The organism is Peribacillus sp. NPDC097225, from assembly GCF_044761955.1.
Lineage (GTDB): Bacteria > Bacillota > Bacilli > Bacillales > DSM-1321 > Peribacillus.
In genome coordinates this window covers 163,804-184,539 of record NZ_JBIWDJ010000004.1, presented here as the reverse complement: position 1 = coordinate 184,539, position 20,736 = coordinate 163,804, and the positions used below count along the sequence as shown (strand labels likewise).

General features: G+C 42.3%; 20 protein-coding genes. 17 read left to right on the top strand and 3 right to left on the bottom strand.

The features are described 5' to 3' along the window. Positions 1 to 3 precede the first annotated feature (3 nt). Positions 4 to 1,431, bottom strand: coding sequence for an O-antigen ligase family protein (locus ACIQXH_RS13695; RefSeq protein WP_403124040.1), 1,428 nt, complete (start codon positions 1,429 to 1,431; stop codon positions 4 to 6). 111 nt (positions 1,432 to 1,542) lie between these two features. Between ACIQXH_RS13695 and ACIQXH_RS13690 the strand changes: the two genes are divergently transcribed. From ACIQXH_RS13690 to ACIQXH_RS13675, 4 genes are all read left to right on the top strand, one after another. Beyond that, positions 1,543 to 2,286: a WecB/TagA/CpsF family glycosyltransferase gene (locus ACIQXH_RS13690; protein WP_402992086.1), complete on the top strand. Its 744-nt coding sequence runs from the start codon at positions 1,543 to 1,545 to the stop codon at positions 2,284 to 2,286. Between the two features lie 19 nt (positions 2,287 to 2,305). Further along, complete coding sequence (locus ACIQXH_RS13685) at positions 2,306 to 3,412, top strand: glycosyltransferase family 4 protein (RefSeq protein ID WP_403124035.1); 1,107 nt, start codon at positions 2,306 to 2,308, stop codon at positions 3,410 to 3,412. Positions 3,413 to 3,484: 72 nt separating this feature from the next. Beyond that, the gene (locus tag ACIQXH_RS13680) at positions 3,485 to 4,534 is read left to right on the top strand and encodes a glycosyltransferase family 4 protein (RefSeq protein ID WP_402870561.1); all 1,050 of its coding nucleotides are present in this window, start codon (positions 3,485 to 3,487) and stop codon (positions 4,532 to 4,534) included. A gap of 174 nt (positions 4,535 to 4,708) precedes the next feature. After that, a complete protein-coding gene (locus tag ACIQXH_RS13675) occupies positions 4,709 to 7,624 on the top strand; it encodes a CDP-glycerol glycerophosphotransferase family protein (RefSeq protein WP_403124032.1) in 2,916 nt (971 codons plus the stop codon). A 34-nt stretch (positions 7,625 to 7,658) separates the two neighbouring features. On the opposite strand, the gene ACIQXH_RS13670 is transcribed toward ACIQXH_RS13675, so the two are convergent. After that, positions 7,659 to 8,681 (bottom strand): LCP family protein, encoded by a 1,023-nt coding sequence (locus ACIQXH_RS13670; protein ID WP_402870567.1) that lies wholly within the window; start codon positions 8,679 to 8,681, stop codon positions 7,659 to 7,661. A gap of 159 nt (positions 8,682 to 8,840) precedes the next feature. Continuing rightward, positions 8,841 to 9,476, bottom strand: a complete 636-nt coding sequence (locus tag ACIQXH_RS13665) for a YigZ family protein (protein ID WP_403124028.1) — start codon at positions 9,474 to 9,476, stop codon at positions 8,841 to 8,843. Positions 9,477 to 10,110: 634 nt separating this feature from the next. Here ACIQXH_RS13665 and ACIQXH_RS13660 point away from each other — a divergent pair. From ACIQXH_RS13660 to csrA, 13 genes are all read left to right on the top strand, one after another. Beyond that, positions 10,111 to 11,262, top strand: coding sequence for a sensor histidine kinase (locus tag ACIQXH_RS13660; RefSeq protein WP_402870570.1), 1,152 nt, complete (start codon positions 10,111 to 10,113; stop codon positions 11,260 to 11,262). A 48-nt stretch (positions 11,263 to 11,310) separates the two neighbouring features. After that, positions 11,311 to 11,994 (top strand): response regulator, encoded by a 684-nt coding sequence (locus ACIQXH_RS13655; protein ID WP_402870571.1) that lies wholly within the window; start codon positions 11,311 to 11,313, stop codon positions 11,992 to 11,994. A 182-nt stretch (positions 11,995 to 12,176) separates the two neighbouring features. Continuing rightward, positions 12,177 to 13,019, top strand: coding sequence for a DegV family protein (locus tag ACIQXH_RS13650; RefSeq protein ID WP_403124024.1), 843 nt, complete (start codon positions 12,177 to 12,179; stop codon positions 13,017 to 13,019). A gap of 116 nt (positions 13,020 to 13,135) precedes the next feature. Continuing rightward, complete coding sequence (locus tag ACIQXH_RS13645; protein ID WP_403124021.1) at positions 13,136 to 14,524, top strand: ATP-dependent helicase ComFA; 1,389 nt, start codon at positions 13,136 to 13,138, stop codon at positions 14,522 to 14,524. After that, entirely contained in the window at positions 14,517 to 15,209 is a 693-nt protein-coding gene (locus tag ACIQXH_RS13640) for a ComFC family protein (protein ID WP_403124018.1), read from the top strand. Before ACIQXH_RS13645 ends, ACIQXH_RS13640 begins: the two co-directional genes overlap by 8 nt. Before the next feature lie 88 nt (positions 15,210 to 15,297). After that, on the top strand, positions 15,298 to 15,708 hold the full coding sequence (locus tag ACIQXH_RS13635; RefSeq protein ID WP_403124016.1) for a TIGR03826 family flagellar region protein: 411 nt from the start codon (positions 15,298 to 15,300) through the stop codon (positions 15,706 to 15,708). 247 nt (positions 15,709 to 15,955) lie between these two features. Further along, positions 15,956 to 16,219, top strand: coding sequence for a flagellar biosynthesis anti-sigma factor FlgM (gene flgM, locus ACIQXH_RS13630; protein WP_402954641.1), 264 nt, complete (start codon positions 15,956 to 15,958; stop codon positions 16,217 to 16,219). Between the two features lie 77 nt (positions 16,220 to 16,296). Continuing rightward, complete coding sequence (locus ACIQXH_RS13625) at positions 16,297 to 16,785, top strand: flagellar protein FlgN (protein WP_403124013.1); 489 nt, start codon at positions 16,297 to 16,299, stop codon at positions 16,783 to 16,785. Between the two features lie 29 nt (positions 16,786 to 16,814). Next, the gene (gene flgK / locus ACIQXH_RS13620) at positions 16,815 to 18,392 is read left to right on the top strand and encodes a flagellar hook-associated protein FlgK (protein ID WP_403124010.1); all 1,578 of its coding nucleotides are present in this window, start codon (positions 16,815 to 16,817) and stop codon (positions 18,390 to 18,392) included. A gap of 15 nt (positions 18,393 to 18,407) precedes the next feature. Then, positions 18,408 to 19,286 carry a flagellar hook-associated protein FlgL gene (flgL, locus tag ACIQXH_RS13615; protein WP_403124007.1) on the top strand — a complete coding sequence of 293 codons (879 nt, stop codon included), beginning with the start codon at positions 18,408 to 18,410 and terminating at the stop codon, positions 19,284 to 19,286. A 49-nt stretch (positions 19,287 to 19,335) separates the two neighbouring features. Then, entirely contained in the window at positions 19,336 to 19,914 is a 579-nt protein-coding gene (locus ACIQXH_RS13610; protein ID WP_403124004.1) for a DUF6470 family protein, read from the top strand. A gap of 4 nt (positions 19,915 to 19,918) precedes the next feature. Continuing rightward, positions 19,919 to 20,365 carry a flagellar assembly protein FliW gene (gene fliW, locus ACIQXH_RS13605; protein ID WP_403124001.1) on the top strand — a complete coding sequence of 149 codons (447 nt, stop codon included), beginning with the start codon at positions 19,919 to 19,921 and terminating at the stop codon, positions 20,363 to 20,365. After that, positions 20,365 to 20,598, top strand: coding sequence for a carbon storage regulator CsrA (gene csrA, locus ACIQXH_RS13600; RefSeq protein WP_403123998.1), 234 nt, complete (start codon positions 20,365 to 20,367; stop codon positions 20,596 to 20,598). The genes fliW and csrA overlap by 1 nt, the downstream gene beginning before the upstream one ends. Positions 20,599 to 20,736: the final 138 nt, after the last annotated feature.

Below are 20,736 nucleotides of genomic sequence, written 5' to 3'. Positions count from 1 at the left end.
GGTTCAATCCTTTGAAAAGATGTCCTTTTGTAAACAAAAGCCTAAACAACTATAAAAGAAGAGCGTAAATGTCTTATCTTCAAGGATATTATAAAAAAGTCCGGCTATAAGCGCTGCCAGCAATAGGCAGATGGTGAAAGTGGCCGCCGACCGGTTGCTGCTGTGAAGTAGTGTGCGATAGGTTAAAAAAACAAATCCGAAAACGGCCGCCAAGCCGAGCAGGCCGGTCTGGACCAGAACCTGGATGTATTGGTTATCTGTATACATGTTTTCGCCAATTCCGTATTCCTGATAAATCGGCGATGAAAAGGAAAGGGTGGCGGAATCTCCGAAAGTCGCAAGCCCTGTACCGATTACAGGATGGTCCATGAAAATTTCCAGTCCTTTGATCACCACATATAACCGACCCCACTCTGCACTCTGGCTTAAGCTCTCATCAGAATAAATCTCCGAAAACCGCTTGGAGAGGGCCTGATCATCTTCGGGAGGCAAGCTCCCTATCATCATGGTGTCGACAGGAACGGAAGCGGACAGCTCATCATTGCTTGATGTGAATGAAATGGGAAAGTAGATGAGAAGCAGGCCGCAAAGGAATGAACCCAACCCATATAGAAAAAACGGTTTGTTTTTTGTCAGGATGATATACAGGAGAGAGGCCATTCCGAATGCAATCATCGTACCCCTGGAATAGGTGAATAATAAGGTCCCGAATATCAGGGCGGACGAAAGAAAAATCCAGACTCTATTTTTTTTGGCAGCTTGGAAGAGAAAGAAACTAAAAAAGAACTGAATCCCTAAAAATAAGGCAAATACATTGGGATTGGCTGCTGGTCCATAAATTCTCATGTTGTTTATCGGAGGGAGATCCCATGCGCCCCAACTGTCAGGAATGAGAATCGTGCGCGAGAAACCTTTCTCGATTAAACCGTGAATGGAAAGTGCGACCGCAAATAGGAGCATCCCCTTTAAAAAGAGTAAGATATCCTTTCTTTCTAGATGTAGTTCACCGATAATGTAGAGGAGCAAGAAGGTCACGAGCAATGCCCGTAGTTCAAATAGAATCGGAATGAGATCCACACCGGTAATGAATGCGGCGATCACACCGACTAAGCAGAACAACAAAAATGGAACTGTAAAATGATAGTTTGCGGTTGACCACTTTTTATTCTTCACTCTTTCAATCAGCGTAGAAAGAAATAAGATGAGGATGATGAGGTCACCGGTATAGGTTAATCCGTTGTTTAGTTCCATGAATAAGGGTCGGGCAGGGAAGTACATGAATAGAATGAATAGCAGATGTTTTTTATGGATGAATGCGAAAACGACCAGCGTTGCGGTTGCGGCGTAGCCGACAATCGGATTAGGCATGGCTAAAGGGAAGAGTAGGCACGCGATCAGAATGGGCAGTGAATATTTTTCAAGAAGCTTCAATGACGATAAACCACCTTTGCATGAAGGTTCCGTTATAAGATGTGTATGAGAAAAACATTGAATAATTCCTGACCCTCTAAATATATAGTACATATGAAAGGCTGAAAAAATATGAGCGAGAAGTTTGTGGAAATCTTAACGATTCCCTTTATAGATACGAATATGGATGAATTTATAAATCAGATGCTTTATCCAAGAATGAGAAATCAAGAAAAAACGTTTGTCGTAACGGCAAATCCCGAAATTGTGGAGTATGCAAATGAACATCAGGATTATAAGGACATCATTACGAACGCGGATTACATTACCCCGGATGGCATAGGTATCATTATGGCGTCCAAATGGCTGGATCAACCACTACAGGAGCGAATTACAGGGTTCGACCTGATGAATGAACTTTTCTCCATTGCCAATGAACAAGCACTTAAGGTGTATTTATTGGGGGCGGAGGAATCCGTGATCGAAAAAGCGGCCGCCAAAGTCCAACAGCAGTATCCTGGACTAAACCTGGTAGGCCATCATCACGGTTATATTGATATTGAGGATGAAACCTTGGCGAAATCGATAGCGGATCTTGAACCGGACATCGTTTTGACGGCCTTAGGCTTTCCACGGCAGGAAAAGTGGACATCGCTCCACTATCCCTTGTTTAAGAAAGGGCTTTTCATGGGAGTCGGCGGAAGCTTCGATGTTCTCGCAGGGAAGGTGAACCGGGCTCCCGTTGTGTGGCAAAAAATGCGTCTTGAATGGATGTACCGGCTGATTCAGGAGCCTTCCCGATGGAAGCGGATGCTGGTGTTGCCACAATTCGTATGGAAGGTCAGGCGGATAAGGAGAAAGGTACAGCGTTCCTAAACAATAAGGAGTGGACTGGATGAAAATCTTGCACCTAAACGCTGGAAATGAAACCGGCGGTGGTATGTTTCATATTCTGTCCTTGCTGAATCAACTAAATAAAGAAGAGTGCCTGCTTGGCGTGTTTGAAGAAGGGGAATTGTATCGTCAGGCAGTGGCTTCTGGCATTCAAACCGAAATTTTCAGGCAACGATCCAAATTTGATTTGACCATATTGAAACCTTTACGGAACTTTATCCGTCTACATCATATAGACATCATTCATACACATGGACCACGGGCTAATATTTACGGTGTGCTTTTAAAGCGGTTGGTAAAATGTCCGTGGGTCCTTACTGTACACAGCTCCCCTGCTTATGATTTTTTAGGGATGGGGCTAAAAGGGAAGCTCTATACAAGCTTGCATCTATTGTCATTAAAGCAAGCGGATCATCTATTGGCGATTTCCAATGAATTTAAAGATGAATTGACTGGTCAGGGAATATCACCCACCAGAATCACGAAAATCATGAATGGCATGAATTTTGAACAGAACATAGACGAACCTTATCAAAGGGCGGAGTTCGGTTTGGAAGCGGATGATTTCGTCATGATCATGACAGCCAGGCTAGAACCGGTGAAGGGGCATGAATTCGCCTTGGAAGCAGTAGCTGACTTGGTTTTGGAATTTCCTCATATAAGGTTGTTGATTGTTGGAGATGGCAGAAGAAGGCGTGCATTAGAACAGGTGGTTTTGGATAAGGGATTATCTGACCATGTGTTCTTTTTAGGGTACCGTGAGGATATGGAAAGGCTCTATCCTTTGGCAGATATGACCTTGCTGACTTCGATAAGTGAGAGTTTTCCGCTTGTTCTATTGGAAGGGGCGAGAGCTGGATTGCCGGCCCTTACAAGTGATGTCGGTGGAGTGAAGGAACTCATACCCGATAGAGAACATGGTTGGATTACCCAGGTGGGCAATGTCCAGGAAATCACGGAAAGCATCCGCGAGGCCATCATCCTGAAAAAAGACGGAAAGTTGACAAAGATAGGAATTAATTTACAAAAATTTGCAAAAAACAACTTTCCTATAGAGATTTTAGCTGAAAACATATATAATATTTATTTGAGGATGAATAAAAATTAAGTAATGACATATATAGTTTGTTTTATAGATTATTAGGGTATTAGATTTTAAGTTGAATAGAGGTGGTTCTTGATGTTAATAGGGGCCTTATTTGTAGCATTCTTTTTATCTCTTCTTTTGACTCCATTTGTCGGGAAACTCGCCTTTAAACTTGGAGCAACCGATAAACCGAATGAGCGGAAAGTTCACGTAAAAATTATGCCACGCATGGGTGGTTTGGCGATATTCTTGAGTTTTTTAATTACTGTACTGGTTTTCACGGATGATTTTTTAGGGCAGTTGCCACTGTTGGTCGGCGCCCTTGTCATCATTTTGATTGGTATTGCGGATGATATATATGAATTAAGGGCTGCGCCTAAGTTTTTAGGCCAGATTTTAGCTGCTCTCATCATCGTGTTATGGGGCGGCCTTGAAGTGGAATTTATTAATCTTCCATTTTTCACGGATAAGCTTGAGTTTGGGATCTTCAGTATCCCCATCACGATTTTATGGATTGTCGGCATCATCAATGCCATCAATTTGATTGATGGCCTAGACGGACTTGCAGGTGGGGTCTCGACGATCGCTTTGGTGACCATCGCGACGATGGCCCTTATCAAAGGAGATTTATTTGTTGCGACGATTGCCTTGATTGTCATTGGTAGCACACTCGGGTTCTTGAAATACAATTTTCACCCGGCAAAGATTTTCATGGGGGATACAGGTGCCCTGTTCCTCGGGTATATCATCGCGGTACTTTCCTTGCTTGGATTCAAAAACGTCACGATGATTTCCTTGATTGTCCCGATCATCATCTTGGGTGTTCCCATTTCGGATACATTCTTTGCGATCATTCGCCGGCTTGTCAATAAGCAACCGATTTCGGCAGCTGACAAATCGCATCTACATCATTGCTTATTGAACTTAGGTTTCACTCATAAGCAGACGGTTATACTCATTTATGCATTAGCAGCATGCTTTGGACTCGCTGCGATCATCTTCTCCTTTGCGACATTATGGGGAGCGTTGATACTTGTAGCCGGTATCCTCGTGCTCATTGAGATATTGGTCGAGAAAATCGGGCTGGTCGGTTCCGATTATCAGCCGCTGTTAAAAATGCTTAACTTTAAAAATAAATCATAACTTTTTATGTGCCACTGAATATGGAGAATAAGTTTGATGGATGAATAGAAAAGGCCTCCATAACGTATCTGCAAATACGTTTGCTTGGAGGCCTTTTGTTATTTTAGGAAAATCATAACTGACGTGAACGATATGCGTTCAATCATATATAATAAAACAAAGGGGGTTTTTTCTGTGCTTAATTCATATATACAGAAGATCAAAGGGAAACTATCAAGAGCGAATATGCCTGACAATCCACCGGTTGCCAATTTGGCTAAAGTCATCGACCATCCGAGCGAAGTGGAATTCTATGTCGAAATAACTAATGAGTCTGTGCCAAAGCCAAAGAAAGCGACCGTTTCACTTGACCTACATAATCGAAAAAAAGTGAAGGTCCATCAACAAGTAGGCCAGCTGGTGGAAACTGCTGCTGATTTTTATACATATGCTTTCACGATAAAAAAAGAAGAACTTCAACTAGAAAAGAAAAAGCGGAACTATGATTTGTTTATTAATGTAGAAGGAAAGTCATCGCGCCTTCAATTGAAAAGAGATTATCAAGAGCAAAAAGTGAACTCATTCTTTGAATCAAATAAGTACATGTTCGTCTTGAATGTAAGTAAAGAAAACGAAGTCTTTTTGAGAGTCGGATTTAAAGACAAAATCCATGCCATTTATGATATACCGAATGTCGTTCATTCCGTGAATTATAACGGGAAGGAAATCCTTGTGGACGGGGAAATCCACCACCAGTTCTTCAAAGGGAACTTCCCTGATGCCGATTATTTCTTTGCATTCAAGAAAAAGAATGGGATGTATCTTAAAGCGCCTTTAACTATTGAAGGAAATGACTTCAATGCGAAAATCAATATGGATTTATATCCGATGTTCCCAAAAGGCAAGTGGGATTTATCGATTATGGTTGTACATGAAAACGATGAGTATTTTTATCCTTGCTATGTGAGTGATTTACAGGAGAAAAATGAGCTTTGTACATTCCAAGTCCCACGTTATAAAGATGCCGTGCTTGTTAAAGTGGAATCGAAGAAAGGGAAACTTTCAGCAAAGACCTCCCTTATCAATATAATGGCCAGTAAGATTGTAGCTGATTTCCAGGATAAGGTAGTAGAGCTGTCCTTTGAGTTCAAACAATCGGTATTCCAGGAGATTTTTGCTGGGAAAGAGAACGATTTCTACTTTCGCTTACGGGAAAGACAATCGAATGAATTCTTGGATGTCCCCGTTACGCTTTCCAACAAAGGTGGAATCGTATTCATACATACGTCTATCGAGTTAGAAAGGTTCCATGATGGTTCCCTTGAGTGGTCTCAGAAGTTGGATGCCTACTTGAGTCATAAATTGGAGGATTCTTCGTTTTATAATATTAGGGTCAAACTGGATGAGGAAGAAACAGCATTGGAATTGGATAGCCAATACAAAACGCATTTTCTGGATGAGTATTATTTCGGGGAATTCTACCCGACCATGTACGGTAACCTTTCCTTTAGGTTCGCCAAAATGCCCTTTCACCGGGATGCCCACACATTCTATGTGGATCATGATCAACTTGTCATTGAAGGAAACGCCCTATTCGATATTCCAAACAGTACGGAAACCTGCGACTTTAACCTTTGCTTGACGAACCGTCATTCCGAAGAATACTTCGAGTTGCCATTAGAGATGGTTGGCGGCGACGACCCAGAAAACAACGGGTTTATATGTAAGGTTCCCGTTATGGAATTGGGTAAACTTGTATCGGAATTCAAGGGGATCATCGATTTCTTCATCGTTTTAAAAGGGGAAGAGTTTTATCGTAAAGTTAAACTCGGTTTAAAGGAGTTTGATTACTTTAAAGATCATGTCCTATTGACCTTACAAGGGGAACAGGATCAGGATCAGGATCATGTAGTTGAATATCATTTAACGACCACCCCTAAAGGGAATTTGAAGCTAGAAAGCTTCTTATATGAAAAAGAGATGTATAATCAGATTCAAGAATTCCAGATGAAAGAAACGGACGAAGAGATCTGGATCGTCGGCGAACGGCCGGATACGGCTCAAGATAATGGGTACCAATTCTTCAAATTCATGAGAGATAACTATCCTGAAAGAGAAGTCTATTATGCCATCGATCCTAAGGCGAAGGATAAAGAACGTCTGGAAGACCTCGACCATGTTCTTGATATCGGTAGCCGGGAGCATATAGAAAAGTGCTTACGGGCCACTAAATTGATTGGAACACATGATCTGGAATACTTCCTTCCCTTTAAAGGAATCAAAATGAAGAATTATCAAAAAGCGCATAAGGTCTTTCTTCAGCATGGAGTGTTGGGTAGGAAAAACGTGGAATACCATAAGAAATACTATAAATACCCATTCGACTTGTTCGTCGTTTCATCAGAGCATGAGAAGAAAATGGTCGTAAAAGAATTCGGGTACCTAGAGGATGAAGTCATCGTCACAGGTCTGTCCCGCTTTGATAAGTTACAGGAAAATCACCATCCTAAACGGGAAATCCTTTTGATTCCAACGTGGCGTGAATGGATCACGACGGAAAATAAGCTCATGAATTCCCTTTATTTCCATAAATATATTGGATTTTTGCAATCTGAAAAGTTGCAATCATTGCTTGAGGAACATGATTTAAAGCTTAATTTCTATCCTCATTATCGGATGCAGGAATTCATGGCCGACAATGTGCAATTCGAAACATCCAGAATTCAATTGGTGGAACTAGGAACGAGGACTGTACAGGATCTATTGAAAGAAAATAGCGTCATGATTACGGACTTCTCATCTGTTTCATTTGATTTTACCTTGTTGGGAAAACCGGTGATCTATTATCACTTCGATCAAGATGTATTCTTCGCGAATGGCATTTTGAGACCGATAGAAGAGACGTTCTTAGGGGATGTCGTCTATACGGAGGAAGACCTGTTAATCAAGCTGGAAGAAATCATTAAAAACGGATTGAAGGAAAGAAATGATGTAGCTTTACGAAAAGAGTTAATCTTTACGTATATCGATACGAATAATAATGAACGAATCCTGAAACGGATCTTGGAAACCCCGATTAAAAGGGAAAGAAAACAATTATCCGGTAAATAAAATAACCCCCACATCCATGGATGTGGGGGTTATTTTATTCAATCTGTGATTCAGTGGCATTCGCTTGACTGCTAGCCTTCGTTGGTCCCAAGTTCAAGTGGGATTGTAACAGCGTTTTAATGTTTTCAACGGAGGTTTCGTTCAATTGGTAGTAGTACGTTCCGTTAATGGTTGAATCGGTACCCTCGAGCTTGACCGTTTCTAGATTAAGGCCATTGTCGCCCGTCACATATTTGATGAAGCCTTTAATTTGTGAAAATTTAAGGTTGGTTGTCATGTTGTCGCCTACAGCTTCCATTACATTGGTGTATTTCGTCAAGGCACCGACCGTAGTAGCTTTGGAGATGATGGCTTTCAGGACTTCCTGCTGACGTTCGCCACGTTGGATATCGCTATCCTTCTTCCGTGTCCGGGCAAAGGCCAATGCTTCTTCCCCATCAACAGTCTGTAATCCTTCTTTTAGATGAATGGCATTCTTCTTGTCATGTGAATCCATTTCATACATTTCATAAGGTACATCGACTTGGATGCCATCTAGCGAATCGACGACATCAATGAAGGCTTTGAAGTTCATTCTGACATAGTAATCAACCGGAATATCAAACAAATTCTCAACTGTTGCCATCGTGGCTTTTGGACCGCCTGCCGCGTGGGCCGCATTGATTTTCGTGGTCACGCCTTTTTCCGGTACGTACACATATGAATCACGTGGGATGCTCATAAGCTTAATCGACTTCTGATCTTTGTTGAATGTAGCCAAGATCAAGGCATCCGAGCGGGAATTTCCTTGATAGTCACGTTCTTCGCTGTCATCGATTCCAATGAACAGGATCGAGAAATTATCTTCGAGCGGGTCTACCACTTCATCCCGCTTCGCTGAAGCCTCGACAGGGTCGTAGGAGCCATCGAACACGTTTTGCGCCTTCACATATAAACTGGCGGCATACGTAGTGGCACCTAAAGCGAGAACCAATAGGGGGACGAGAAATAGCCAAAGCCTTTTTCTTCGTTTTTTCTTCGTTTTTTTAATTTTATAAACACGTCTAGTAGTAGACATCTTTTCTTCTCCTTTTAAATAGCAGGTACAAATCGCTATTCTTCGAATCCTTCAATATATCGTCAAGCATTACAGTTAATTTTACATGGATTTCATGAATTCGTAAAATAAATATTTCTTTTTCACGTGAAAAATAGTAAAAAAAGGAAATGTCTTGTCCTACATGAGTTCCTCTTCCAAGTATAGAATTTCGCCTTCGGCTATACGTCCCTGGCCATTCGTCAGCTCAGTCATCCAATCTATATACGCCTGCTTCTGCCCTTCCTCCACATAAACGTGGAGAATGACTTGATCAAGGTATTGGATATCTTTCATTTGATAAATAGAGGAGCGTAGTGCATTTTCCACTTTTCCGAGCCATGTATATTCGACGCTTGTGGACATCACACGCATTAGTTTCCGTGCGACCACACCTGTTGTATTGATTCCTTCTGAAGTGGATTTGCTATAAGCACGGATGAGACCGCCCGCACCGAGCTTGATGCCTCCGAAATAACGCGTGACCACGACGGCTGTATCTTTGAGGTCTTTCTTCTTAAGGACTTCAAGGATGGGTACGCCTGCCGTTCCGCTTGGTTCGCCGTCATCGAGGGCTTTTTGGATTTGATTTTGTTCGCCTATCATATAAGCTGAACAATTATGGGTTGCATCTTTGTGTCTTTTCTTTATTTCCTGAATAAAGGCCTGTGCTGCTTCTTCTGTTTCGACTCGGGCGACATGGGAAATGAACCGGGATTTTTCAATGACGATTTCGTGTTCCCCTCGTCCTTTTACCGTTAAATAATGAGGGAGCATGACTTTTTCACCTTCGTTCTTTCTATATAATCGATTAATTATAAGTCTTAGCTCGAATTGTGGCAACGAAGTTTGACGTAAATTAAACATGTGTAAAGAAACTTTAATATAAGAAAAATTTGTACGTGTTATAATTAATTTTATTGACTGTAAATCTTTCGTAGTTGTATTTTTATGCTTAAAAGAATATCTTTATGGCTAAATCAATGCGTTTTGGACGATATTCTGGACTCTTCCTGATAGAGTTCATGCATATAAGGAATTAGGCCATTTTAGTAATTTTCTGTTTCGTATAATAATTAAGGGTGTAGAATATTCAATTTTATTTGATTAGGATAAGTTGTATGGGATAATGAGATTTCTTATCTTTACAAGTGGGCCGTTCATCCTCAATTCTGTATCAGCCCAATGAGCTCGAAGTATGCTAAATATGTATATTTTGTGTAAATCCATTATTGAAAGTAACGTATTTTTCTTCTTTTTTTGGTACAATATGTTCATGAAGGTTTCTTCTTATATGTTTCCTGCTGTAATATAAACATTCATGAATTAGGAAAATGAATCGTTTTCCGTATACATAGTCTAAATGACAACAACATGGTTAAAGTGTGTTGATTTAAGTGGAGGGATCTTGATGTCCATACACAAGGTTGATGCTAAAGCATTGGACAAGATCTTAGAAACAATGGTAAGCACGGTCAGTGAAAGCCGGAATGAAGTATTTGATATTGAAGAGCAATGTCGCAAAGATTTCGAATCACTGACAAAAGAGCTTGAAGATGTGAAAGTAAGAGTTGCGATAATGATAAATGACAGCGATTCACTGGATTCTAAAGCAAGGTTTGCTCGAAAAAGGCTTTCTGAAGTCAGTATGCACTTCAACCATTTTTCTGAGGAACAGGTGCGCGATGCGTATGAAAGGGCTCATAAGTTGCAAGTCGATTTACAAATGAACAGGCAACTTGAAAAAGAGCTTCGTAATAGACGGGATGAACTTGAACTCAGAATAAAAGGATTGCAACAGACGATTGATAAAGCCGCACATCTTGTCTCGCAAATCTCTGTTGTACAGAATTATTTAACCCAGGACTTGAAATTTGTAGGGGAAGCCCTGCAAGAAGCTAAGCGTAAGCAAGACTTCGGCTTGAAGATCATCGAAGCCCAGGAGCAGGAGCGCAAAAAGCTCTCGCGGGAAATTCATGACGGTCCGGCACAAATGCTCGCCAACGTCATGATGCGTTCGGATTTAATTGAACGTGTCCAACGGGAGAGAGGTCCTGATGAAGCACTTGTGGAAATCCGCAGCTTAAAAGTCATGGTGCGTAATGCATTATATGAGGTGCGCAGAATCATTTATGATCTTCGTCCTATGGCGCTTGATGATTTAGGACTAGTTCCTACCCTCAGAAAATATCTACAAACAACCGAAGACTATAATATCAATAGCGGCGTGCGTCTGAATTTTGCCAATATGGGCCAAGTCATAAGGCTTCCCTCCGATATGGAGGTCGCTTTGTTCCGGCTGGTGCAAGAGGCCGTGCAGAATTCATTAAAACATGCTCAGCCCAAACATATTAGTGTCAAACTATCCATTTCCAAAGAGCTAGTAACCGTCGTCATTAAAGATGATGGAAAAGGGTTCGATGCGGCCATCCAAAAAGAGGGTTCTTTCGGCTTAGTCGGAATGAGGGAAAGAGTCGAGCTCCTCGAAGGAAGTATGACGATAGACTCGCAGCCGGGGGCAGGAACGTTGGTATTGATTCAAGTCCCTTATCAATTAAAATAAACATCCAAATGCAGAGGCATTTAAATAGAAATTAGGAGGAAGAAGCCGTTGAAGACAAGTATCATCATTATCGATGACCATCAGCTTTTCCGCGAAGGCGTTAAGCGTATTTTAGATTTTGAATCATCCTTTGACGTTGTCGCCGAGGGCGATGACGGAAGCGAGGCTATGGACCTCGTAGAAGAGCACAAGCCAGACGTTGTTATCATGGATATCAACATGCCGAATATGAACGGGGTAGAAGCAACGAAGATGCTGGTACAACGTTATCCTGATACAAAGGTCATCATTTTATCGATTCATGATGATGAAAACTATGTACAGCATGCATTGAAAACAGGAGCACAAGGCTATCTGTTAAAAGAAATGGACGCAGATGCATTGATCGATGCAGTTCGTGTTGTTGCTGAAGGCGGTTCATACCTTCACCCGAAAGTGACGCACAATCTGGTCAAGGAATATCGCCGTTTGGCCGCTGAAGAAGGCGCTGATCGCGATTCCCTATACGCTGTGGAAATCAGAAGACCTCTTCACTTGTTGACTCGACGCGAGTGTGAAGTCCTTCAACTTCTAGCTGACGGAAAAAGTAACCGTGCCATCGGTGAAACGCTTTATATCAGTGAGAAAACCGTCAAGAACCACGTAAGTAACATTCTTCAGAAAATGAATGTAAATGACCGTACGCAGGCCGTTGTCATGGCTATCAAAAACGGCTGGGTCGAAGTGAAATAAATGAATTCATGATTTTGTCCGGTTCTTCCGTTACGCATCGCGTAGGGAGGGCCGGCTTTTTTGTTTGACTTATCATGACAATCATAGGAGAAAGGAAAGCTATTTAATGCAAATAAAGGCTTTTTCCTATAGAATGTTGAATAAGTACAGAGAGTAAATATGTTTAAGGATGGTACTATACTATGAAAACGGCAGTCGTAACAGACAGCACTGCATATATACCTAAGGAAATGCGTGAACGATTACATATACATATGATGCCGCTTAATGTGATTTTCTCGAATGAGGCATACCGGGAAGAAGTGGATATTACCGCAGATGAATTTTATGAAGAAGTTAAAAAGCAAGAAAAGTTGCCGACCACTTCACAGCCTCCGATTGGTTTGTTTGTCGAGAAGTTTGAAGAACTGAAGCAGAATTACAACGATGTCATTTCGATTCATCTATCGAGTGGGATAAGCGGGACGTACCAAGGGGCCATTGCAGCCGGTGACATGGTTGAAGGGATTCGGGTCCATGCCTTTGACTCCGAAATCAGCTGCATGGTCCAAGGGCTTTATGTTCTTGAAGCAGCACAGATGGCCCTTGATGACAAATCTGCAGACGAAATCATGGCGAGGCTCCGGGAAATGAAGCAGTCCGTCCGGGCCTATTTCATGGCAGATGATTTATCCCATCTGCAACGTGGCGGACGACTTAGTAGTGCTCAAGCGTTGATCGGAAGTCTACTTCAAGTGAAGCCTCTTCTTCACTTTGTTGACAAGGTCATCGTACCGTTTGAAAAAATCCGCACGAGAAAGAAAGCGATGAAACGGATTGCGGATTTACTTGGTGAAGACGCGGCAAGCGGGCTCCCGTATAGAGCGGTCATCATCCATGCCAAGCGGGAAGAGGAAGCGACGGAATGGAAAACGGAACTTGAAGCGCGATTCCCGAATGTGGAGTTCAGCCTTGGCTATTTCGGCCCTGTCATCGGGACGCATCTGGGTGAAGGCGCAATGGGAATGGGCTGGTATAAAATCTAAAGGATGAACGTCTTTCCAGAGGAGAGGCGTTTTTTTTGTGATTAAAAAAGGATTCACTTATAGAATGCGAGAATTCTAATCAAGAGCCATCAGTTTACAAGAAAGAAGGTAGGAATGTGAATACTCTCCCCTTTTCAAAAGAACTTCAGAAACACCTCGCTGGACGGCTGCTGTTGGCAGCGGAAATCCCTTTCCCAAAAGAAATCCTGACTGAAGAAATTACTCAAGGCTATGTTTCAGAAATTAATGGCGTACGGCGCGAGAATGGGCGCTTCACATGCATACGCTGTGGGAACAAGGATCCTTCCTTGTTTTATACATTTCCATGTAAAGTGTGCCATCAAGATTGTACGTACTGCCGGTCCTGCATCATGATGGGGCGGGTCAGTGAATGTAGTAAATTATACAGCTGGAGTGGTCCTCCACTCGCGTTTCCTATTCCGGATCAGGTTCTGGGCTGGGAGGGAACACTTTCGGCAGGCCAGCAAACGGCCTCGGATTGTGTCGTTCAAGCCATCCAAAAGAACGGGGAATTCCTCGTATGGGCCGTGTGCGGTGCCGGGAAGACGGAAGTCCTGTTTGCAGGAATCGAAGCAGGCTTGCTAGCTGGGAAGCGGATTTGCATCGCGACACCCCGTACCGATGTCGTACTAGAACTAGCTCCCCGTTTAAAAAGGGCTTTCCCGGCAATCGAAGTATCCGCCCTCTATGGGGGGAGCGAAGATCGGCATAAACCATCCCCCCTTACCGTTTCCACTACCCATCAGCTTTTTCGCTTTTCCAAAGCATTCGATGTCATCATCATTGATGAAGTCGATGCGTTCCCCTACTCCATGGATAAATCGCTGCATGATGCGGTCCAGAAATCCAAGAAACCAACTTCGACCAGCATCTACTTAACGGCGACACCCTCCAAACCAATGCAACAAGCTTACCAAAACGGAAAACTGCAAGCAGTGACCATACCAGCACGGTATCACGGGCAGCCCATTCCTGTACCTGAAATGAAGTGGGGTGGCAATTGGCAAAAGCAGTTCCTCCAAAAAAGGATTCCTCCTGTGATCAAGAAGTGGGTAAGCGACCGCCTACAGAAAAAGACGCCCCTATTATTATTTTTCCCGAGTATTGAAGTGATGGAGCAGGTGCTTCCTCTGTTTCAAGAGCTGGACCCGAAAGTAGAAGCCGTTCATTCAAAGCATCCGGAGCGAAAGGAAAGGGTGCAGGCATTAAGGGATGGTGAAGTGCCAGGGTTATTGACGACGACCATCTTGGAGCGAGGTGTCACGATCGAACGTCTGGAGGTGGCAGTGATTGGAGCTGAACATGAGGTGTTTTCCGAGAGTGCCCTCGTCCAGATTGCCGGACGTGTGGGCAGAAGCTCTGCTTATCCGAGGGGCACGGTCACGTTTTTTCACTATGGAAAAAGCCGGGCGATGCTAGAGAGCATCCGTCATATTGAAAAGATGAACCTGGAGGCCAGGAAAAGGGGGCTACTGGATGCGTAGATGTTTATTTTGCGATGAAGAGATGAAGGACGTCCTGACATGGAGGAGTTTATTGCTGAAAGTTGAAGCGAAAGTGATCTGCGAGGAATGTGAATCAAGGCTTGAGGTGATAAGTGGCGAGACCTGTTCGATTTGCTCCAGGGAGTTGGATGAGAAGTTTCGGGTGGGGGATCGATGTTTAGATTGTGTGAGATGGGAAAAAGATGAAAAGTGGAAAGGGCATTTAACGCAGAACATCTCGCTATTTCATTATAATGAATTCCTGAAAGACATCATTGCAAAGTATAAGTACAGAGGAGATTACGCATTGGCTGAAGCCTTCGTCCCCTTTTTAAGAGAAAGAATGAAGGACCTGAAATATGATATTGTGACGGTGATTCCGCTTAGCGGGGAGCGGTTGAAGGAGCGCGGGTTCAATCAGGCACAAGCCTTAACAGATCTATTGGATCTTGAAACAATGGAGCTCCTTACACGCCTTCATACCGAAAAGCAATCGAAAAAGTCACGTGAAGAGCGGATATCATTGCCACAGGTCTTTCAAGCTGTGGAGCTGGACGCGATACAGAACAAATCGATTGTAATCGTGGATGACATTTACACGACTGGGTCGACGTTAAGGCATGCAGCAAAAGCCTTGAAACTTGCCGGTGCAGGAGACATTTCCTCGATTACGCTGGCTAGGTAAAAGTGAGTATTTTTACAAACTTCCTAAAGTATCGCTTTTTCTATTCGATATATAAAGTATAAGAATATAGTCGAGGGGGACACCCGAAGTGGATTTATTCAACTGTCCGAACTGTAACTCGTTATTTGTTAAATCGAAATTCCGCGATGTTTGCGATGCTTGCTATAAAGAAGAAGAAGCGCAATTTGATAAGGTGTATGATTACATCCGGAAGAAAAGCAATCGTACGGCGTCCATGGTACAGGTGGTGGATGCGACAGGTGTCGAGGAAGAACTAATCATTAAGTTTGTGAAAACGGGAAAGCTGAGAATTGCTCAATTTCCGAACCTGGGTATTCCCTGTGAAAAGTGCGGGACAGTCATCCGGAGCGGGAGATTATGTGATTCATGTAGCCAGTCCATTCGTTCGGGTCTAGAAACGTATGAAAATGAAGAAAAGCGTCGCCTTGAGATTGAGGAACGCGATAAAAAAAATACATACTTTACGAAAGATCTATAAAGTGTATATCTTAGCTTCTTGGCTGGAATTTTGTTAGAATATTCTATATTGAGAACAGAATTCGACAAAGGATGTCGAAGGAAAGATTCTAAGAAATCATCAAATAAATCTATTCCTTGTCGATAATACTAGTATGGATAATAAACACAGCTGTGAGTCTTTCTCATCGTCTGTTAAAGGAATCGTAAATATGTGGATGTTGATAAGAATAGATAAAAAAAATCGACCGAAGGAGAGGATCTGGAATATGAAAATCAATAACGTCGGTGTAACGGGTGTGAATCCCTATAATACTCAAATCAATAAAGTGGGGAATGTCAAAGATTCCAAGGTCAACCCCTCAGACAAAGTGGAAATATCTTCAGCCGCGAAAGAGATGCAGCAATTATCACCCATTCCAGCTGCTAGACAGGCGAAGGTGGATGAACTGAAAATCCAAGTGGAAAACGGAACATATAAGATAAATGCAGAGGCAACAGCCAAGGGATTAATCGATTTCTACCGAAAATAACCCTTAATCAAACGTTTGATTAAAATGGACGGAAACCGCATTCCGTCCATCATCTATGAGCAGAGGAGGCAACGAACATGTCTGCACGACAGATCATCGACTCGCTTGAAAAATTGGTTGCCCTTCATAAAAGCTTCAACCAATTGGCGCAAAGAAAAACGAACATCCTGAAAGCCAGCGACACGGAGGCTATCTCCGCCCTGCTGATTGATGAACAAAAGCATATTAAAGCGATCAGCCAAACGGATCAAGAAAGAGAAGCCGCTGTGGAAAGATTTCTTACGGCAAATGGCGCAGCGAATCAGGAGGCTTCGATTTCCACTGTAACGAAATTCACAGATCCGCTAGAAACGGTTGCGCTTGAACACTTAAAAACGGAACTGATTGAAGAGGTAGCTCAGCTGAAAGAGCAAAATAGCTTAAATCAGCAGCTAATCTATCAATCTCTTCAATTCATAAATGTTTCCCTGAATATGCTACGGCCGCAAAATCAGAATATGAATTATGGCAAGACGGCCAAGAAGGCTGCGAAAAGCGGCTTGGGCATGTTTGATTCGAAAGCGTAAGATAGAGAAAATAATGGAGGTTTGAACTTATGATTTCAAGCTTTATGGGGCTCGAAACAGCAAAGCGTGGATTATCCACCTCGCAAGGTGCCTTGTATACGACGGGAAATAACGTGTCCAATGCCAATACGGTAGGCTATTCAAGGCAGCGGGTCAACCTGCAGCAAACATCAGGTTTTCCTACCGTCGGGATGAATAGCCCACTTGTAGCGGGTCAAATCGGAACGGGTGTAGCGGCAGAAACGGTGCAACGAATCCGCGACAGTTTTTTGGATGCGCAATACAGAACACAAAGTAATAAAATCGGTTATTATGGCGCCATGAGCGAATCGCTATCGAAGATGGAAGGCATCATGAACGAACCAACGGATAGCGGCTTGGCTGCAACGATGGAAAAATTCTGGAACTCATTACAAGGATTAACGGCCAATACGGAAAACTCAGGAGCCCGGGAAGTCGTCGCATCAACGGGTGTGATGGTCGCAGATACATTGAATTACTACTACAACTCGTTAACAAGTGTGAAAACGGACATTGGCAATCAAATCAATGTCAAAGCGAACGAAATCAACACGATCATCGACAGCATCGATCAACTGAACCAACAAATCAGTAAAGTCGAGCCGCATGGCTATATTCCGAATGACCTTTACGATAAACGAGACGTGCTCGTGGACAACCTATCACAGCTTGTCAGCATCAATGTAAAAAGCGTCAAACCAAGCGCCTACGGCATAGCAAGCGACGTTGCGACAGGACTATACAACATCGAGTTAATGAATAAAGACGGCTCCTCTTATGTACCGCCTATCAATCTAGTCAGCGTGAACAAGACGGGCATGCAGGGAACGGCGAAAGTCGAAGTGAGCTATGATGATACGTCAGGTGCGGTAGATGGAGTGAAGTTCGGTTCGAAAACGATGACGGACTTCAATTTTTCTGGAGAACTGGCTGGGTTGATTGAAAGCTTCGGATATAAAAAGAGTGATGGCACCACTGGGGGCTCGTATCCTGATATGTTGCAAAAGCTCGATAACATGACGAAGGCTTTTGTGAATGAGTTTAATGTGATTCATCAAGAAGGGTTTGCTTTAGGTGCTGGTACAAAATCAGGGATTAACTTTTTCGAAATCAGCGCTGATGGGAGTGCTGCTCAAAGCATTAAGGTAAACAGTACCATTTTAGGGGATTCTTCTAAAATCGCAGCTGGAAAAAAGAGCGGAGCATCTGGGGATAATGAAAATGCGAAACTATTGGCTGATTTGAAAAAGAAAGCTTTTAGTGACTACCAAACTTTCAAAACTTCGACTGGAATAGAAGATTTAAAGAAAATGAAACTAACGGGTTCTTTTGATACCTATTATTCCGGAATTATCGGGAATTTGGGTGTTGATTCACAAAGTGCGCAAAAGAACCTTTCTAACTCGACAGTACTTGCGGCATCCGTTGACCAGAATAGGGCTTCTGTTAGTTCTGTATCCTTGGATGAGGAAATGACTGACATGATCAAATTCCAGCAGGCCTACAATGCATCAGCCAGAATGGTGACGATGGTCGATGAAATGCTTGATAAAATCATTAACGGAATGGGAACCGTAGGCCGATAATAGGAGTGAATATAGATGCGCGTAACGCAATCGATGCTAACCAATAATATGTTAACCAACCTTAGCAGCAGCTATGAAAAGTTGGGCAAACTGCAGGAACAAGTCTCTTCGCAAAAGAAATTCTCAAAGCCTTCAGATGATCCCGTAGCAGCAATGATGGGGATGGGATATCGAACCAATCTTAATCAAATCCAGCAGTATAAGAGCAACATCTCGGAAGCGGAGAACTGGATTAATAGTACGGATGATGCGATTACCGAAGCTGTTTCTGCACTGCAAAGGATTCGGGAGTTAACCGTGCAAGGGAGTAATGGAACGTATGAAGAAAATCAGAAGAGTAATATTGCAGAAGAAATCAAACAATTGAAAGAACATCTTGTGAGTATTGGGGACACACAGATTGGAGGTAAGTATATTTTTAATGGGCAGAATACAAATGTTAAACCTTCTGCTAGTGCCGATGCTAATGGAAATATTACGTATGGTACGGAACTTATCAATCTTGAGGCATTTTCTGGTATTTCTATTCAAATCAATACGGATGGATCTAATATGTTTGGAGAGGCACTCGGAGAGGATGGAAGTATCCAAAAAACAATTAAAGCACTTACAGAGAATGGCGATGTAGGTGCCATGTTGGCAGAGCTTGATAAAACGATTGATAGCTTTTTAGCAACACAGGCCCAAGTAGGTGCGAGGCAGAATCGAATTGAGTTGATGACTGATCGTCTAAGTCAACAAGAGGTGTTTGCTACGGAAATCCTTTCGAAAAATGAAGATGTCGATATCGAAAAAGCCATCATGAATTTAACGACCCAAGAAAGTGTTCATAGTGCTTCATTAAGTATCGGCGCAAAAATCATGCAACCGAGTTTACTAGATTTTCTTCGCTAAGCTATTCGTAACCGGATAGCTTTTTTCTATAAAGAGAGGAGTGGTGAAGATGCAAATGCCGCAAATTCGCATGCATTCTACATCGATGCAAATCGGACTGAATATCGAGCAGCCGGTACAGCAAATAGAACAAAAAGCAGCAGACTTATCGATAGAACAGCCAAAAGCGATTTTGGAGATCCAGACAACCCCTGGAAAACTGACAATCGATCAATCAAAGGCTAGAGAAGATATGGACTTAAAAAGCTTATCCAAGCGAGTGGAGGAATTTGCCCAGCAGGGGTACCAAGATTGGCTGGCTGGTATGGCAAGAAGATCACAGCAGGGGACGGAATTGAGGCATATTGAAAACGGGGGTAATGCAATTGCTTCGCTGGCGAAACAAAATAGCAAAGGTTCAGAGAAGCAATTCAATCTTGGTTGGATACCCTCGCATTTCAGTGTGAAGCTAGACTATCAACCTGCCCAAGTCGATATTGATGTAACTCCGCAAAAACCAAACATTGATGTTCGAAATAATAGGCCAACCCATGAATATACGCCAGGTAACACAGAAGTGGAAGTTCTACAAAAAAATTCACTGGATATAGATTTCATAAATTTATTTCCAGATGAGATAGGTGAGTGAATATATGATCAGACAAACAAAATTTCATGGTGAATTAGAAATAGCAGAGGAAGATATTTATAGATTTGAAAGCGGGATACCGGGGTTTCTGGAGGAAAAGCAGTTTTGTCTATTACCACTAGAAGAAACACCATTCTTCGTTCTCCAGTCCATTGAAACAAAAGAAGTGGCTTTCATCGTAACGAATCCTTTTGATACTTTTCGTGCTTATGAAGTGAAGCTGACTGATGAAGTACTTTCTACTTTACAAATAGAAACAGAAAAGGAAGTCATCACGCTTGTCATCTTAACCATTCATGATCCTTTCAATCAGACAACTGCCAATCTTCAAGCGCCTATCATTTTAAATAGTCATAAAAAAACGGGAAAGCAATACATCATGAATGGTAGTGACTATATGAATAAGCATTTGCTAATTGAACCTCTAGAAGTAGAACAGGGGGAAAAATAATGCTTGTATTAACTAGAAAACAAAATGAATCATTAATGATTGGTAATGATATTGAAATTACTATTCTAGCAGTAGATGGTGAACAGATTAAAATTGGTATCAATGCTCCAAAGAATGTGGATATTCACCGAAAAGAAGTCTACCTGTCTATTCAGGAGGAAAATAATGAAGCTACTAAAACAGAAACCAATCTTCTGGAAAACTTAAATGCATTTTTTAAGAAAAAATCTTAAAATCTACTAAATATGTTTCTAAGCATGTCGATATTATATATAGAACGATGATTAGTGAAATAGGCGGCCGACTTATTCACTACTCATCGTAAAAAACCACATGGATGTGGGAACTTAAAACTCAAGGAGGAAACAAAA